Genomic DNA, 16,049 nt, shown 5'->3' on the forward strand with positions numbered 1-16,049 from the left:
CCCGCGCGCCGCCCCGTTGCGCACGGCGCCGCGCAGCGGGATCCTCGACGGGTGGAGGGTCGCTGGCAGCTCCTCGACGTGCCCCAGGGGCAGCTCGAGGTCGAGGTCTCCGGCCGCGGGGAGCCCGTGGTCGTGCTCCAGACCGCCCTCGATGCCGACGAGCTGCGACCCCTCGGCCGCCACCTGGCCACCCCCGGCCGCCACCGGGTCCTGCAGTACCACCGGCGGGGCTACGCCGGCAGCAGTGCGCCGCGTGGGCGTCCGTCCCTGGCCCGCGATGCCGCCGACGCGGCCGAGGTCGTCCGCGCGATGGGTGTTGCCCCGGCACACGTGGTGGGCGTCAGCTACAGCGCGGCGGTCGCGCTGCGCCTGGCCCACACCGATCCGGAGCTGGTGCACTCCTTGAGCGTGGTCGAGCCACCGCCGACGGGCACCCCAGGAGGGGTGGACTTCCGCCGTGCCTGCTCGACTCTGGTGGAGAAGTTCGAGACCGCCGGTGCGGGCGTGGCGCTCGACGACTTCATGACCGTGCTGCTCGGCGAGAGCTGGCGCGACCTCGGCGCCCCCGACTCGGTTCAACGTATGGAGCGCGACGCCGCGACCTTCTTCGCCTGGGACCTCCCTGCCCTGCGGTCCTGGCGGTTCGGCGCGCAGGAGGCCCGGGCCATCCGGTGCCCGGTCCTTCTCGTCGGCGGCGGCCGGACCGCGCCGTGGTTCAGCGAGATGAGGCGTCGGCTGGTCCGGCTGCTGCCGCACGCGACCGAGGTGCTCGTCGACGGGGCCGACCACACGGTCGCGAGCACCCACGCTCCGCAGCTCGCCGGGGTCCTGCTGCGACACCTCCGTGACCACCCGGGAGCCGCCCTCCCCGACTAGTCGGTCGGCGGATCCTGGCGACCTGTGGTCCAGGCGAGATCTCGTTCCGGGTCGTAGCTGCAGTAGACGCCGGTGTGCACCGAGCACCGCAGGTGACGCCCGAGCCCGGGGTGGGCCCGCTCCACCCGGCGAAGGGCGTCGGCGACCCGGCGGTAGACGGCCTTGCGAGCCCGTTCGACCTCGTCGGGCACCGCTCGTGCCCGATCTCCCAGGCCGTAGGCCGCCGTGAGCTCGCGCAGTAGCCAGTCCTTCTCCTCGAGGAGGCGCGCGCTCACGACGGTGTCGACGTCGCTGCCGCCCAGGGCCTCGTCCACCTCGGCGAGCCGCTGGCGGTAGCGGCCGCGGGCCTGCGCGTCGATGACCGGCTGCGGCGCCGACCGGTGCAGCGCGGCGTGCACCGCAGACGTGCCGGGCGTCCCGGCGACGAGATCGAGGACGTGGCGCTCGCGGCCGGGCTCAGCGAGCAGCGTCATCAGGTCGGCCATGCCCTTGCTGTCTCGCAGCCGCACCGTCCGCCCCTCGAAGGCGAGGGTCCAGTACTCACCGTCCTTGCGGAAGACCCGCTCCGCACCGCCGCCATGACCGCCGCCGCCCACACCGCCCGCCGAGAGGGTCTCGCCGGCCGCCGCCGTCGTCACCGTGAGCACCCCGCCCGTGCCTGGCAGTCGGACGCGCCACGGGTCGGTCAGGGTGATGTCCGAGCCCGGCACGATGTCGCGCACGGTGGCGGTGGCCAGGACCCGACCCGCCGGTGCCTGCCGCAGCAGGGCGGTGGGGACGACGACAGGTGCTCCGTCGACGCTGCCCCGACCGACCTCGCACTCACCGGCGTGCACCACGGCGCGCAGCTCGATCCCCTGGGCGTGGGCCGCCCGCAGCGCACCCATCGCACACCGCAGGGCACGCGTCGCCGAGTCGAACCACACCAGCTCCTCGCCCGACGGGCTGGTCACCTCTGCCCCGTCCATGCGCCGCACGTGGCGACGCACGAGGGCGACGGCCGCCGGCGTGCGCGCGTCGGTGGCGAGCAGAGTCACCAACCTGCTGCTCGCGGGTGCACGCGCGATGGCCGCGCCGAGGAACGCCCGCACGGCCTCGACCACGGAGGCGGAGTCACCGACGTAGGGAAGGTGGTCGGTCCCGGGCAGCTCGACCAGGCGGGCGCCCGGGATCCTGGACGCCAGTCGTCGGGGGCTGCTGAGCGGCACCACCGTGTCGCCGGAGCGGTGCAGGACCAGGGTGGGCACGCGCACGGTCGGGAAGACCGCGTCCAGGTCGTAGTCGACCACCGTCGCCATGAAGCGCACCACCGCGTCACGACTCAGCGAGAGCCGCTGCTGCCGGGCGAACCAGGCGAGGTAGTCGCGGTCCCCTGCGGCGGAGGGCGCGACCAGACCTACCATCGCCGCGGCGCCCTCCACGGTGCCCCACTGGCGGAACACCGGCGCGAAGGCGGCGTCGTACGCCGCGGCGTCCATGACCCCCCAGGGGTGCTCGGCGTCCCGGAGCAGGCGCGAGATGCCGCCGTACAGCACCAGCCGGTGGGTCCGCTCGGGGTGCATGGAGGCGAAGAGCGCCGCCAGGCCACAGCCTTCGGACACGCCGAAGAAGGAGGCCTGCTGCGAACCGACCGCGTCGAGCACCGCGACGACGTCCTCGACCCGCTCCTCGAGCGTGGGCGACAGGTGGCGGTCGCCGCGGTCGGAGAGGCCGCACCCGCGCCGGTCGAAGAGGATCAGCCGGCTGAAGCGGGAGAGCTCTCGGAGCATCGCCGCGAGCGACGGCTCCTCCCACTTGACCTCGAGGTGCGTCAGCATGCCGTACGCCCACACCAGGTCCACCGGACCGGACCCGATCGTCTGGTAGGCGATCTCGGCGTCCCCGGCCCGGACGTAGCGCGTCTCCGGCATTCGCATCGGCAGTCTCCGACAGCATCGTGCCACGCACGGGCACGCGACGGCACCCGTCGCGGTGCGACCGGCCGGGTCGCGCCTCCCGGGTGAACGCCGCGTCGAACCCGGAGGAGCCCGCCATGGACCTGACCCTGTGTCCCGAGTGCGCATCGATCGCCGAGGTGCTCTGGCGAGACCGTGTCGAGTCGACGGACGGGCCGGTCGAGCACGTCAGGATCCAGTGCCTGCAGCGCCACTGCTTCCTGCTGCCCACCTCGAAGCTGACCGAGGAGCCGCGCGTGCGAGCGAGCGGTGCGGAGGCCCGCCAACGACAGGACCGCCCCTGATCTGCGCAGTCGCAGATCAGGGGCGGTCCGAGTCCGGTCGGGCTGACAGGATTTGAACCTGCGACCCCTTGACCCCCAGTCAAGTGCGCTACCAAGCTGCGCCACAGCCCGAACTGCGCGATCCGCTGCACTGCAGCGCCTCGCGACGCGTGAACACTACAACAGCCCCACCCGAGGTCCGACATCGGCACCCCGGGCGGGACCGGGGCTCAGCGCTTGCGCTTCTCGCGCACCCGCTGGTTGATCACGATGGGGGTGCCGACGAAGCCGAACTCCTCGCGCAGGCGCCGCTCGATGTAGCGCTCGTAGCCGTCGTCGAGCTTGCCGGAGGTGAAGAGCACGAAGGTCGGCGGCGCCGTCGAGGGCTGGGTGCCGAACATGATCTTGGGCTGCTTGCCGCTGCGCACCGGGTGCGGGTGCTCGGCGACCAGGCGACCCAGGAACGCGTTCAGCGCACCGGTGGGCACGCGGGTCTCCCAGCCCTCCAGCGCCTTGTCGAGCGCCGGCACCAGCCGGTCGACGTGCCAGCCGGTGCGGGCGGTGACGTTGATGCGCGGGGCCCACTGGACCTGCACGAGCTCGCGCTCGATCTCGCGCTCGAGGTAGTAGCGGCGCTCCTCGTCGACGAGGTCCCACTTGTTGAACGCGATGACCAGCGCGCGGCCGGCCTCGCGGACGGTCTGGAGGATCCGCACGTCCTGCTCGGAGATCGACAGCCCGCCGTCGAGCACCAGCACGGCGACCTCGGCGCGGTCGATGGCGATCGAGGTGCGCAGCGAGGCGTAGTACTCGTGCCCCGAGGCCTCCTTGACGCGCTTGCGGATGCCCGCGGTGTCGATGAAGCGCCAGTCGCGCCCGCCCAGCGAGACCAGCTCGTCGACCGGGTCGACGGTGGTGCCGGCGACGTTGTCGACGACCACCCGCTCCTCCCCCGCCAGCCGGTTGAGCAGCGAGGACTTGCCGACGTTGGGCTTGCCGACGATCGCGATGCGCCGGGGGCCGCCGACCTCGGCGTCGCGCTCGGGCGGCGGCTCGGGCAGGGCGGCCAGCACGGCGTCGAGCAGGTCGCCCGAGCCGCGCCCGTGCAGGGCCGAGACCGGGAAGGGCTCGCCGAGACCCAGGTTCCACAGGCCGTAGGCCTCGGCCTCGGTGCGCTCGTCGTCGACCTTGTTGGCCGCCAGCACGACCGGCTTGCCGGCCTTGCGCAGGATCCGCACCACTGCCTCGTCGGCGTCGGTGATGCCCACGGTCGCGTCGACCACGAAGAGCACCGCGTCGGCCAGCGAGATCGCGATCTCGGCCTGGGCGGCGATCCGCTCCGCGAGACCGCGCGCGTCGGGGTCCCAGCCGCCGGTGTCGACGACGGTGAAGGCGCGCCCGTTCCAGTGCGCGTCGTAGGACACCCGGTCACGGGTGACGCCCGGGACGTCCTCGACGACCGCCTCGCGACGGCCGATGAAGCGGTTCACCAGCGTCGACTTGCCCACGTTGGGCCGGCCGATGATGGCCAGGACGGGCAGGGGGCCGTCGACGAGCGGCCCCTCGGTGGGGATGCCGTCGGCGTGCTCGGTCATGGTGCTCCTAGATCGGTGACCCCGGTGGCGGGGTCGGGTTCGAGGTCTCCTGCGGGCAGGGGGCCCGGCAGCTCGCGGCCCGTGCGGGCCCGGGCGGACTCCAGCTCGCGCGTCATGTGCGTCCACAACAACTGCGAGGTGGTCTCCACTTGTTCCTTGGTGCGCGGAAAGGCCACTGCGTCGATGGTGACGGGTCGACCGAAGACCACGTGCATCGGCGCGCCCCTGCGCGGCAGCGAGCTGCTGCGCCCGCCCGGCTCACGGGTGCCGAAGAAGGAGACCGGCACCACCGTCGCACCCGCCGCGAGGGCGAAGTAGGCCGCCCCCCGGTGGAAGCGCTGGAGGTCGCCCGGGCCGCGGCGTCCCTCGGGGAAGATCCCGATCACGCCGTCGTCGCGCAGCACCCGCAGGCAGCTGCGGGCGGCCGCCACGTCGGTGTGGAACCGGTCGAGCGGCAGCTGCCCCGACAGGTGCAGGAAGCGCCCGAGGCGTCCGCTGAACATCTCGTGCTTGGTCAGGGCGTGCACCGGGCGCGGCGCGAAGATCGCCAGCATCGGGCCGTCGATCACCCCGACGTGGTTGGCCGCCAGCACCACGGGACCGCTGGCCGGCACGTTCTCGGCTCCCAGCACCTCGACGCGGTAGCGGCGCCGGATCAGCCAGCGCGACACCGGCCGCAGCGAGTGCAGCAGGAAGCGGGGCGGGTGGGGCTCCTGCGCCGTGCGGGGCGGGTCGGAGTGCGTGGTGCGCAGCCGCGGCGACGGCGCGGTGCTCACGCGGGGCTCTCCACCGCCTCGACGAGGCCGACGACCAGGTCCACGACCTCCTCGAGCGTGTACGCCGTGGTGTCGAGGTGCACGGCCCCCTCGACCATCGTCAGCGGCGAGACCGCGCGCCCGGAGTCGATCTCGTCGCGACCGCGCAGCGACCTCTCGACCGCCGCCACGTCGGAGCCGCCCTCCTCGGCGGCCCGTCGCGCGGCACGAGCCGCGGGGTCGGCGGTGAGGTAGAGCTTGACGGGCGCGTCGGGGGCGACGACCGAGCCGATGTCGCGGCCCTCGACCACGATGCCCGCCCCCTCGACCGCGGCGGCGATCTCGGCACGCTGCACCTGCACCAGCCGGGCGCGCACCGCGGGCACGGTGGAGACGGGCGAGACCGAGCCGGTGACCTGCTCGGTGCGGATCGCGACACCCACGTCGTGGCCGTCGACGTGGATCGTGGGCCCGAGGGGGTCGGTGCCGGAGTCGATGACCGGCTCGGTGCAGCGCGCGGCCACGGCCTCGGCGTCGTGCACGTCGACGCCGTGCTCGAGCATCCACCAGGTCATCGCCCGGTACATCGCACCGGTGTCGAGGTAGCGCAGGCCCAGTCGGGAGGCCACGCCACGGCACGTGCTGGACTTGCCGGAGCCCGAGGTGCCGTCGACGGCCACCACGATGCCGGTCCCGTGCGTCGGGTCGGGGTCGGTCGGCTTGGTGATCACGGGCCCGCAGCCTACCGGTGCGTCACCCAGCCGCGGGATTCCAGCGACACCAGGAGCCGCTCGCCGCTGCGCTCGTCGACCACGAGCTCGACCAGGCCGGTGGGCCGGCTGGTGTCGTGGTCGATGCGGATGTCCTCGACGTTGACCTCGCTGGCCACCGCGTCGGCCAGCAGCCGGGCCAGCTCGCCGGGGTGGTCGGGCACGGTGACGAAGACCGAGACCGTGGCCGTCGCGGGCGCGCCGTGCTTGCCCGGGATGGCCCGGGTGCCGGCCACGCCGACCTCGAGCAGCTGCTCGAGGTCGCCGCGCTCGTCGGCGCCGATGGCCGCGATCATCGCGTCGAGGTCGCCGCGCAGCTCGACCAGCAGCTCGCCCACGGCCGCGGCGTTGCCGGCCACGATCTGGCCGTAGAGCCGAGGGTCGCCTGCCGCCACGCGGGTCACGTCGCGCACGCCCTGTCCCGACAGCGAGAGGTGGTTGTCGGGGGCGCCGGCCAGCCGCGCGGCCACCAGCGAGGAGACCAGGTGCGGCACGTGCGAGATGCGGGCGACGGCCCGGTCGTGCTCCTCGGGGGTCAGCCACGCGACCACGGCGCCCACCACGCGCACCAGGTCCTCGACGAGCTCGACGGCGCCCACGTCGGCCCCGGGGTGCGGCGTGATCGCCCACGGCCGGCCCTCGAAGAGCGTCTCGGTCGCGGCCAGCGGGCCGGAGTGCTCGCTGCCCGCCATCGGGTGGCTGCCGACGTAGCGGGAGGCGTGCCTGGCCGCCGCCGGGTCCTCGAGCACGTGCGCCAGCGGGCGGGCCTTGATGCTGCCCACGTCGGTGACGACCGCGTCGGAGGCGGCGAGCGCCGCGGTGATCACGGGCCCGAGCGCGTCGGGCGGCACCGCGACGACCACCAGCTGGGGCCGGTCGTCGGGGCGTCGGGCGCGGCCGGCGCCCAGCCCGCTGGCGGTGCGCACGTGCTCGTCGCTGCGGTCGCTGAGCAGCACCTCGAGCCCGGCGCGGCGGCAGGCCAGCGCGACGGAGGTGCCGACCAGGCCGGTGCCGACGACCTCGACGGGCCCGACCAGCCGACCGGTCTCAGCCATCGGCGTCGGGCACCGAGCGCACGCGGGTCAGGTCGCTGCGCAGCGCCGCGGCGCCGTGCAGGTAGCTGTGCGTGATCTCGCCGCGCGGCAGGTCGGTCTCGACGTGCGCCATCATCCGCACCACCCGCGGCATCGACCGCTCGATCTCGAGCTCGCGGGCACAGATCAGCGGCACCTCGCCGAAGCCCAGCCGCCGAGCGGCGTACGCCGGGAACTCCGCGACCAGGTCGGAGGTGGCGGTGAAGATCACCGAGATGAAGTCGTCGACCTCCAGACCGTTGGAGGCCATCACGTCGAGCACCATCTCCGCGACCCGCTCGAGCATGTGGTCGCGCGTGTCCTCCTCGAGCTGGGTCGCGCCCCGGACCGCTCGCACCGCCACGTCTGCTCCTCCATCTGCCTCGTCCACCCGGTTGCCGGGGCCCCAGGCTATCGGGGCCCGTTGCTCACAGCTGAGCGCGGTCCAGCAGGCTGCCCAGCTCGGTGCGGGTCAGCTCGCGCAGCTCACCGGGCTGCAGCCCGCCCAGGCGCACCGGACCCAGCTCCGTGCGCGTCAGCCGGCGCACCGGGTGGCCGACGTGGTCGAGCAGGCGGCGCACGATGCGGTTGCGGCCCTCGTGGATGACCAGCTCGACGATGCTGCGCTCGCGGTCGGTGCGGCCGTGGCTGCCCTCGACCAGCCGCGCGCGGCTCACCGTCACCGGCCCGTCCTCGAGCTCCACCCCGGCCAACAGCTTCTTGATGGTGCCGCGGTGCACCTGGCCCTCGACCTCGGCGACGTAGGTCTTGTCCACCTCGTACGACGGGTGGGCCATGCGGTGGGCGAAGTCGCCGTCGTTGGTGAGCAGGATCAGCCCCGAGGTGTCGGTGTCGAGGCGCCCGACGTGGAAGAGCCGCTCGGGGCGCTCGGCCACGACGTCGCCCAGGGTGCGCCGCCCCTCGGGGTCCGACATGGTCGAGACCACCCCGCGCGGCTTGTTGAGCACCAGGTAGACGTGGGGGCTCGTGGGCGGCAGCCGGTGGCCCTCGACGCGCACCACCGCGGTGCGCGGGTCGACCTTGGTGCCCAGCCGCGTGACCACCTCGCCGTCGACCTCGACGAGCCCGGCGAGCATCAGCTCCTCGCACTTGCGCCGCGAGGCCACGCCCGACTGGGCCAGCAGCTTCTGCAGCCGCACCTGCCCGTCGTCGTCGAGCGGGATCTCGCGACCGTCGTCCTCACCGAGGGGGGCGGGGCGGTCGTGCGGCGGGCGGGTCACGGGGTCTCCTCGGTCGGGGCGGCGACGTGGTCGTCGGGCTCTGCGGTGAACCCTCCCACGCGCTCGAGCTCGTCCTCGAGGTCGGCCATCTCGGGCAGGTAGGGCGCGAGCTCGGGCAGCTCGTCGAGCGAGCTGATCCCGATCCGCTCGAGGAAGTAGGTGGTGGTGCGGTAGAGGTGGGCGCCGGTGCCGGCGTCCTGCCCGGACTCCTCGACCAGGCCCCGCGTCAGCAGGGTGCGCATGACGCCGTCGACGTTGACGCCGCGCACCGCCGAGACCCGGGCCCGCGAGACCGGCTGCTGGTAGGCCACCACCGCGAGCGTCTCAAGCGCCGCCTGCGTCAGCCGGGCCTGCTGGCCCTCGAGCACGAACCGCTCCACCGCGGGGGCGTAGGCCTCGCGGGTGTAGTAGCGCCACCCGCCGGCCACGTGGCGCAGCTCGAAGCCGCGGTCCTGCTCGTCGTACTGCTCGGCCAGCGTCTGCAGGGCGCCGACGACGACCTCGACGGGGTGCCCCACGGCCGTGGCCAGGCTGACCGCGTCGAGGGGCTGGTCGGCCACCATCAGCACCGCCTCCAGCGCCGGGCGCAGTGTCAACGGCCGGGCGAGCGGCTGGGCCAGCGGCTCGGGTGTCTCGATCAGGGGGTCGCTCACGCGAGGCCCTCCTCGGGGGTGTCGGTGGGAGCGGGCGGGGCGCCCTCGAACTCGTCGGTGACCAGGGCGTCGGCGTCGACGTCGTCGTCACCGGTCCAGCGCAGCGTGAGCACGCCCAGCGGCGTGACCTGGTCGAAGACCACGACGCCCTCGCGGAAGAGCTCGAGCAGCGAGAGGAAGCGGGCCACGGTGGTCAGGGTGTCCGGGGAGTCGCGGCACAGCGCGGCGAAGGTGGTGGTGCCGGCGCGGCGCAGCCGCTCGACCACGATCGCGGCCTGCTCGCGCACCGAGACCCGGGCGGCGTGGATGTGCTGCAGGGAGACCTCGACGACCGGCTTGGGCGCCATCGCCTTCGCGGCCAGCGCGGCGAACTGCTCGAGCCCGATGCCGATGAGCACCTCGGGCAGCAGCGAGGCGAAGCGGTCCTCGAGGCCGACGGCGCGGGGGTAGCGGCGCGCCTCGTCGAGCAGCCGGCCCTCCACGACCGCGGCGACCTGCTTGTAGGCGCGGTACTGGATCAGCCGGGCGAAGAGCAGGTCGCGGGCCTCGAGCAGCGCCAGGTCCTCCTCGTCCTCCACGTCGCCCTGGGGCAGCAGCCGGGCCGCCTTCAGGTCGAGCAGCGTGGAGGCGACCAGCAGGAACGACGTGGTCTGCTCCAGGTCGAGCGAGGCGTCGCGCCCGGTCGCGGACGCCGCGGCGGGTGCGCTGCGCAGCGCCTTGACGTGGGCGATGAACTCGTCGGTGACCCTCGAGAGCGACACCTCGGTGATGTCGAGCTTGTGCTTGGCGATCAGGTTGAGCAGCAGGTCGAAGGGGCCCTCGAAGTTGTCGAGACGCACGGCGAACGCGGGGCTCGTGGCGTCGGCGTCGGTCTCGACGGCGCCCGCCCCGGTGCTCATGGTGCTGCTCACTCCTCGGCGAGGCGGCGTACGAGCGCGCTGTCCTCGCCGCGGGCCTCGAAGTCGGCCAGTGTCATGGCCAGCGCCTCACGCACCAGCCGGCCGCGGTCGACGGCCAGGCCGTGGCCGCTGCGCAGCGCCAGGCGGGCCTGCTCGACGGCCAGCAGCTCCTCGGAGGTGATGTAGACCGTCATCTTCTCGTCGTGGCGCACCCGCCCGCTGGGCCGGGAGCGCGCGGCCGGCTTGGCCTGCTCCTTCGGCGGCTCCTCGCGAGGCTCGCTCTGCTGCGGGGCCGTGGGGCGGAACAGGTCGTCGGCGGCCGGCATGCTCACCCGTCGAGCCAACGAGCCAGCACCTCCCGCGACAACTGCCGGTAGGACTCCGCGCCGGCGGAGGACGAGGCGTAGCTGGTGATCGGCTCACCGGCGACGGTGGAGTCGGAGAACTTCACGGTGCGACGGATGACGGTGTGGAAGACCTTGTCGCCCCACGCCTGCACCAGGCGCTCCATCACCTCGCGCGAGTGCAGGGTGCGGCCGTCGAACATGGTGCCGAGCACGCCGTCGATCTCGAGACCCGGGTTGAGCCGCTCGCGGACCTTGTCGATCGTCGTCTTGAGCAGCGCCACCCCGCGCAGCGCGAAGTACTCGCACTCCAGGGGCACGAGGACCCCGTGGGCGGCGGTCAGCGCGTTGACGGTCAGCAGGCCCAGCGAGGGCTGGCAGTCGATGAGCACGACGTCGTACTGCTCGAGCGCCGGGGCGAGCACGCGCTGCAGGGTCTGCTCGCGCGCGACCTCGTGGACCAGCTGCACCTCGGCGGCCGAGAGGTCGATGTTGGAGGGCAGCAGGTCCATGCCGGGCACGCCGGAGGGCACGACGACGTCGTCGAGGGTGACGTCACGCTCCATCAGCAGGTTGTAGACCGAGAGGTCCATCTCGTGCGGGTTGAGCCCGAGACCCACCGACAGCGAGCCCTGGGGGTCGAAGTCGACCAGCAGCACCTTGCGGCCGTACTCGGCCAGCGACGCGCCGAGGTTGATGGTGGTCGTCGTCTTGCCGACGCCGCCCTTCTGGTTGCACATCGCCACGACGCGGGCCTTGCCGTGCTCGGCGACGGGGCCTGGCTCGGGGAAGTCCGGCATCGGCCGGCCGGTGGGGCCGAGGACCGGGGCGCCGGCGTCACGGCGCGCCGGACGCTCGAAGGGCAGGGGGTCGCTCACGGACAGATCGTCTCCGAGATCGGGGGCGGGCGGCTGGGCAGGGGCACGGACCAGTGGCGGCACCTCGGGTGCGCTGGCGCCGCCGTGACCTGCTCCGGTCCCCGGGGACATCCCACCATCGCTCATCTGCTGCTCCTCCACCGGCCCCGCCCACGGCGGCACGACGACTTGTCGACACGGTCGACCGGGTCCGGGTTGCGGGCGAGCCTAGGACCGCTCCGGGCCGCCCACAAGCATCTGGCGAGGTTCGCCGCCGCGGTCCGGTCGGGTGCCCCGATCTGTGCACGAGCCCCCGGTGGGCCTGCACAGGCGATCCCCCACCTGTGGAGAAATCTGTGGAGAACTCGCGTGCCGTCAGCCGGCCAGCAGGTCCTGGTAGTCGGGGTGCTTGTCGATCCAGCCGGCGACGAAGGAGCACCGGGCCACGACGCTGCGCTCCCCCGCCGCGCGCACGTCGTCCAGGGCGGTGCGGGCCAGCGCGGAGCCGACCCCCTCGCCCTCGAAACCATCGTCGACCACGGTGTGGGTGAAGACGATGCGCGCCGGGTCGTCGGCCAGCTCGTACTGCGCCGCCCCGGCCTCGACGCCGTCGACGTGGGCCACGTAGCGCTGCTGCTCGGGCTGGTCGGTCACGGTGAGGTCGCTCATGGGCCCGATGCTAGGTCGGCGCCCCTCACCCCTGCGGCGGGCCGCCGACCAGGAACACCACGTGTCCGGGCTCGGAGTCGTCGTCGGCCAGCACGCGCACCCGCACGGTGCCCGCCTCGACCCCGACCGTGCCGTACTCGCGGCTGTAGACGTCGCGCAGCACCAGCAGGCCCTCCGACTCCAGCCGCACGTCGCCGAGCGTCATCAGGTCCTGGAGCCCCGCGGCTCCCGGGTCGTCGGTGAGCTCGGCCAGGGTCGGCCCGTCCTCGACGTCGCGCACCGCGACCGCCAGGCAGTCGGGGGTCGCGGCGCAGGGGGCCCCGCCGAAGGAGGTCGGCGGGGTGAAGTCCTCACGCCCCACCAGGAGCAGGACCGAGCTGGGCGGCCTGATCAGGCGGCTCACGCAGCCACCTCAGCCGAGCCGGTGGAAGGCCACGGTGGGCATCACCAGCTCGCCCAGCTCGTCGGAGGCGTCCAGGTCGGCCACCGCGTCGATGACCCAGTCGTGGTGCCCCGCGGGGTCGTGCACCGTCTGGCGCACCTCGAGCAGCCGGGCCGCGGGCCCGTCGCCGTCGAGGCCGGGCGGGACGCCCGTGCTGGTGGTCGTGACCAGCAGGCGCGGCCCCCGCGCGTCCGGCCCGAGGTCGACGCTGTCGTGCTCGGCGTAGTACTCCTCGATCGCGCCGTCCCACGCCGAGCGACCCATCACCACCTCGCGGGGCGGCTCGGTGCGGTCGGCCGCGGCCCGCTCGAGCGCCATCAGCCCGGTGAGGTCGTCGCGCGCCACCAGCTCGACGCGGCGGAACATCGCGTTGCGCACCATCACGTCGAAGGAGCGGCCCTGCTGCGACAGCGGCCGAGGCGGTGGCGGCGGGGCGTGGTGGGTCAGCTCGTCGCCCAGGCGGGCCAGCGCGGCCGCCGGGTCGGTGAGGGCCTCCCACTCGTCGAGCAGCGAGGAGTCGGTCTGGCGCACCGTCTCGCCCAGCCACTCCACCAGCCCCTCCAGCTCCTCGGAGCGGTGCTGCTCGGGGACGCTCTGGCGCAGCGTGCGGTAGGCGTCGGTGAGGTAGCGCAGCACCAGACCCTCCGAGCGGGCCAGCTGGTAGCGCCCCACCAGGTCGGTGAAGCTCATCCCCTGCTCGTACATCTGCCGCACGACCGACTTGGGGTCCAGCGCGTCCTCGGGCAGCCACGGGTGCGCGCCGCGGTAGAGCTCGTACGCCGCCCCGAGCAGCTCGGCGAGCGGCTGCGGCCAGGTGATCTCCTCGAGCAGCGCCATCCGCTCCTCGTACTCGATGCCGTCGGCCTTCATCTCGTTGACGGCCTCGCCGCGCGCGGCCCACTGCTGGGCCATCAGCACCTGGCGCGGCGAGTCGAGGACGGACTCGACGACCGAGACCACGTCGAGGGCGTGGGTCACCGGGTCGCCGGACTCCTCCGCGGGCGTGAGCACGTCGAACGCCTCGAGCGCGAAGTGGGCCAACGGCTGGTTGAGCGCGAAGTCGGGCGGCAGGTCGTGGGTCAGCCGGTAGCGGCGTCCGTGCTCGTCGGGCTCCGCGAGGCGCACCAGCACCCCCGAGGTGACGAGCGAGCGGGCCAGGCGCAGCGCCCGACGGGCCAGCCGGCGCTGCTGGCGTGGCTCCTCGTGGTTGTCGGTGAGCAGCCGGCGCAGCACCGGGAAGGCGTCCTCCTCGCGCGAGACCACGTTGAGGAGCATCGAGTTGTCGACCTTCATCCGCGAGGCCAGCGCCTCGGGCTCGCCGGCCACGAGCTTGTCGAAGGTCTGCTCGGTCCACACCACCGTGCCCTCGGGCGGCTTCTTCAGCTGGGCCTTCGACTTGCGCTTGGCCTGCTTCTCGGCGCTCATCGTGGCGTTCTTGGCCGCCGCCTTCGCCTTGGCCCTCTCGTTCTCGATGGTGTGCTCGGGGGCCTGGACCACGACGTAGCCGGCGGTGTCGAAGCCGGCCCGGCCGGCACGACCGGCGATCTGGAGGAACTCGCGGGTGCGCAGGACCCGCTGGCGGGTGCCGTCGAACTTCGCCAGACCGGTGAAGAGCACGGTGCGGATCGGCACGTTGATGCCGACCCCCAGGGTGTCGGTGCCGCAGATCACCGACAGCTCCCCGGCCTGGGCCAGCTGCTCGACCAGGCGGCGGTAGCGCGGGAGCATGCCGGCGTGGTGCACGCCGATGCCGCGCTTGAGCAGCTTGGCCAGGGTCTTGCCGAAGCCGGCGCCGAAGCGGGTGCCGGCCAGCCGCTCGGTCATCCCCTCCGGCTTGGGGATCCAGCTCGCGTTGAGCAGCGAGGTGGCGTGCTCGACGGCGGCGGCCTGGGTGAAGTGCACGACGTAGACCGGCGCCTGGCCGGTGGTCACGATCTCCTCGAGCCGCTCGGGCAGCGGGTCGAGCGACCAGGTGAACGACAGCGGCACCGGGCGTTCGGCGTCGTCGACGACCGCGGTCTCGCGACCGTTGCGCCGCGTCAGGTCGATGCCCAGCGCGCTGACGTCGCCCAGGGTGGCCGACATCAGCAGGAACTGGGCCTGCGGCAGCTCCAGCAGCGGCACCTGCCAGGCCCAGCCGCGGTCGGGCTCGCCGTAGTAGTGGAACTCGTCCATCACCACCAGCCCGACGTCGGCGGCGCGTCCCTCGCGCAGCGCCACGTTGGCCAGCACCTCCGCGGTGCAGCAGATGATCGGCGCGTCCGCGTTGACCGCGGCGTCCCCGGTCAGCATCCCGACGTTGTCGGCGCCGAAGACGGTGCACAGGTCGAAGAACTTCTCGCTCACCAGCGCCTTGATCGGCGCGGTGTAGAACGAGACCCGGTCGTCGGCCAGCGCGGTGGCGTGCGCGGCCAGCGCCACCAGCGACTTGCCCGACCCGGTCGGGGTCGCGAGCACCACGTTGCTGCCCGCCAGCAGCTCGAGCACCGCCTCGTCCTGGTGCGGGTAGAGGTCGAGGCCCTTGCTCGCGGCGTACGCCGCCACCGCCTCGTAGACCGCGTCGGCGTCCGACCCGGCCCGCGGCCAGTCGAAGCCCTGCAGGTGGTCGGTGGTGCGGGTGTCCTGCTGGGTCATCAGCCTCGGGCTCTCGGGTGCGCGGTCGCGAAGACCTCACGCAGGTTGTCGACGGTCACCAGGGTGTAGACCTGGGTGGTGGTCACCGACGCGTGGCCCAGCAGCTCCTGGACGACGCGCACGTCGGCGCCGCCGTCGAGCAGGTGGGTGGCGAAGGAGTGGCGCAGCGTGTGCGGGGAGACGTCGCGGGTGACGCCGGCGCGCTCGGCGGCGCGGGTCAGCACGGTCCAGGCCGACTGGCGCGAGAGCCGGCCGCCGCGGGCGTTGAGGAACAGCGCGCCACCGGTGCCGGCGGGGCCGCCGAGGCCGGCCAGCTCGGGGCGGGCGCGCACCAGGTAGGCGCGCACCGCCTCGATGGCGTAGGAGCCGACCGGCACGACGCGCTGCTTGCCGCCCTTGCCGCGCAGCAGGACGGTGCCCTCGAAGGCGTCCCCCGCTCCCTCCTGCCGGTCCCCGCCGTGCGGGTCCCCGTCGTGCGGAGCCAGGTCGAGGTCGTCGACGTCGAGACCCACCGCCTCGGAGATCCGGGCACCGGTGCCGTAGAGCAGCTCGAGCAGCGCCCGGTCGCGCAGCGCCAGCGACGTGCCCGGCGAGCCGGCCGCCTCCAGGATCGCCTCGACGTCGGCGAGCGGCAGCGCCTTGGGCAGCCGCTTGGCCGGTGTCGGGGGCTTGACCCCGCTGGCCGGGTCGTGGGCCGCCAGCCCGTCGGCCAGCGCGAAGCGGTGGAAGCCGCGCACCGCCACCACCGTGCGCGCCGCCGAGGTCGCGCTCAGCGGCGGGTGGTCGGCGTCGCCCTCGCGCAGGTGCACCAGGAACGCGCTCACGCCCGCCTCGGTGACGTCGTCGAGACGCTCGACCCCCGTCGCCGCGAGGTGCGCCAGGTAGCGGCGCAGGTCGCGGCGGTAGGAGGCGAGCGTGTTCGGCGCCAGGCCCCGCTCCACCGAGAGGTGGTCGAGGTAGGTGCGCACCGCGGCCGCCGGCTGGTCGGTGGCGGCCGCGGTGGGCGCGTCGAGGGCGGGCACG

At 73.8% G+C, this 16,049-nt stretch carries 17 protein-coding genes and 1 tRNA gene; 2 read left to right on the plus strand and 16 right to left on the minus strand.

Features of this window, described 5'->3' with window-relative positions:
- Positions 1 to 51 precede the first annotated feature (51 nt).
- Positions 52 to 876, plus strand: coding sequence for an alpha/beta fold hydrolase (locus JOE61_RS00910; protein ID WP_193668719.1), 825 nt, complete (start codon positions 52 to 54; stop codon positions 874 to 876).
- Here the strand turns inward: JOE61_RS00910 and JOE61_RS00915 are convergent.
- Entirely contained in the window at positions 873 to 2,786 is a 1,914-nt protein-coding gene (locus tag JOE61_RS00915; RefSeq protein WP_193668718.1) for an alpha/beta fold hydrolase, read from the minus strand. The genes JOE61_RS00910 and JOE61_RS00915 overlap by 4 nt on opposite strands.
- Before the next feature lie 122 nt (positions 2,787 to 2,908).
- Between JOE61_RS00915 and JOE61_RS00920 the strand changes: the two genes are divergently transcribed.
- Complete coding sequence (locus JOE61_RS00920; RefSeq protein ID WP_193668717.1) at positions 2,909 to 3,115, plus strand: hypothetical protein; 207 nt, start codon at positions 2,909 to 2,911, stop codon at positions 3,113 to 3,115.
- A gap of 37 nt (positions 3,116 to 3,152) precedes the next feature.
- Here JOE61_RS00920 and JOE61_RS00925 read toward each other — a convergent pair.
- The 15 genes from JOE61_RS00925 to JOE61_RS00995 form a co-directional block, all read right to left on the minus strand.
- Positions 3,153 to 3,226: transfer RNA gene (locus JOE61_RS00925), tRNA-Pro, on the minus strand.
- Positions 3,227 to 3,324: 98 nt separating this feature from the next.
- Positions 3,325 to 4,689, minus strand: a complete 1,365-nt coding sequence (gene der / locus JOE61_RS00930) for a ribosome biogenesis GTPase Der (RefSeq protein ID WP_193668716.1) — start codon at positions 4,687 to 4,689, stop codon at positions 3,325 to 3,327.
- On the minus strand, positions 4,686 to 5,465 hold the full coding sequence (locus tag JOE61_RS00935; RefSeq protein ID WP_307822731.1) for a lysophospholipid acyltransferase family protein: 780 nt from the start codon (positions 5,463 to 5,465) through the stop codon (positions 4,686 to 4,688). Before JOE61_RS00935 ends, der begins: the two co-directional genes overlap by 4 nt.
- Complete coding sequence (cmk, locus tag JOE61_RS00940; protein ID WP_307822732.1) at positions 5,462 to 6,175, minus strand: (d)CMP kinase; 714 nt, start codon at positions 6,173 to 6,175, stop codon at positions 5,462 to 5,464. Before cmk ends, JOE61_RS00935 begins: the two co-directional genes overlap by 4 nt.
- Positions 6,176 to 6,186: 11 nt before the next feature.
- Positions 6,187 to 7,269, minus strand: coding sequence for a prephenate dehydrogenase (locus tag JOE61_RS00945; RefSeq protein WP_193668715.1), 1,083 nt, complete (start codon positions 7,267 to 7,269; stop codon positions 6,187 to 6,189).
- Positions 7,262 to 7,651, minus strand: a complete 390-nt coding sequence (gene aroH, locus JOE61_RS00950; protein WP_193668714.1) for a chorismate mutase — start codon at positions 7,649 to 7,651, stop codon at positions 7,262 to 7,264. The genes JOE61_RS00945 and aroH overlap by 8 nt, the downstream gene beginning before the upstream one ends.
- Before the next feature lie 64 nt (positions 7,652 to 7,715).
- Positions 7,716 to 8,471 carry a pseudouridine synthase gene (locus JOE61_RS00955; protein ID WP_204797340.1) on the minus strand — a complete coding sequence of 252 codons (756 nt, stop codon included), beginning with the start codon at positions 8,469 to 8,471 and terminating at the stop codon, positions 7,716 to 7,718.
- A 53-nt stretch (positions 8,472 to 8,524) separates the two neighbouring features.
- Positions 8,525 to 9,181: an SMC-Scp complex subunit ScpB gene (gene scpB, locus JOE61_RS00960; RefSeq protein WP_307822733.1), complete on the minus strand. Its 657-nt coding sequence runs from the start codon at positions 9,179 to 9,181 to the stop codon at positions 8,525 to 8,527.
- A complete protein-coding gene (locus tag JOE61_RS00965) occupies positions 9,178 to 10,080 on the minus strand; it encodes a segregation and condensation protein A (protein ID WP_193668712.1) in 903 nt (300 codons plus the stop codon). Before JOE61_RS00965 ends, scpB begins: the two co-directional genes overlap by 4 nt.
- A gap of 8 nt (positions 10,081 to 10,088) precedes the next feature.
- A complete protein-coding gene (locus JOE61_RS00970; RefSeq protein ID WP_193668711.1) occupies positions 10,089 to 10,424 on the minus strand; it encodes a hypothetical protein in 336 nt (111 codons plus the stop codon).
- On the minus strand, positions 10,409 to 11,308 hold the full coding sequence (locus JOE61_RS00975) for a ParA family protein (protein WP_443678579.1): 900 nt from the start codon (positions 11,306 to 11,308) through the stop codon (positions 10,409 to 10,411). Before JOE61_RS00975 ends, JOE61_RS00970 begins: the two co-directional genes overlap by 16 nt.
- 348 nt (positions 11,309 to 11,656) lie before the next feature.
- Positions 11,657 to 11,950 (minus strand): GNAT family N-acetyltransferase, encoded by a 294-nt coding sequence (locus JOE61_RS00980; protein ID WP_193668710.1) that lies wholly within the window; start codon positions 11,948 to 11,950, stop codon positions 11,657 to 11,659.
- Positions 11,951 to 11,975: 25 nt separating this feature from the next.
- A complete protein-coding gene (locus JOE61_RS00985; protein WP_193668709.1) occupies positions 11,976 to 12,353 on the minus strand; it encodes a hypothetical protein in 378 nt (125 codons plus the stop codon).
- A 9-nt stretch (positions 12,354 to 12,362) separates the two neighbouring features.
- Positions 12,363 to 15,026, minus strand: coding sequence for a DEAD/DEAH box helicase (locus JOE61_RS00990; RefSeq protein WP_193668708.1), 2,664 nt, complete (start codon positions 15,024 to 15,026; stop codon positions 12,363 to 12,365).
- Entirely contained in the window at positions 15,026 to 16,048 is a 1,023-nt protein-coding gene (locus tag JOE61_RS00995) for a site-specific tyrosine recombinase XerD (RefSeq protein ID WP_307822735.1), read from the minus strand. The genes JOE61_RS00990 and JOE61_RS00995 overlap by 1 nt, the downstream gene beginning before the upstream one ends.
- Position 16,049 lies beyond the last annotated feature (1 nt).

It is taken from the genome of Nocardioides salarius (genome assembly GCF_016907435.1).
Lineage (GTDB): Bacteria > Actinomycetota > Actinomycetes > Propionibacteriales > Nocardioidaceae > Nocardioides > Nocardioides salarius.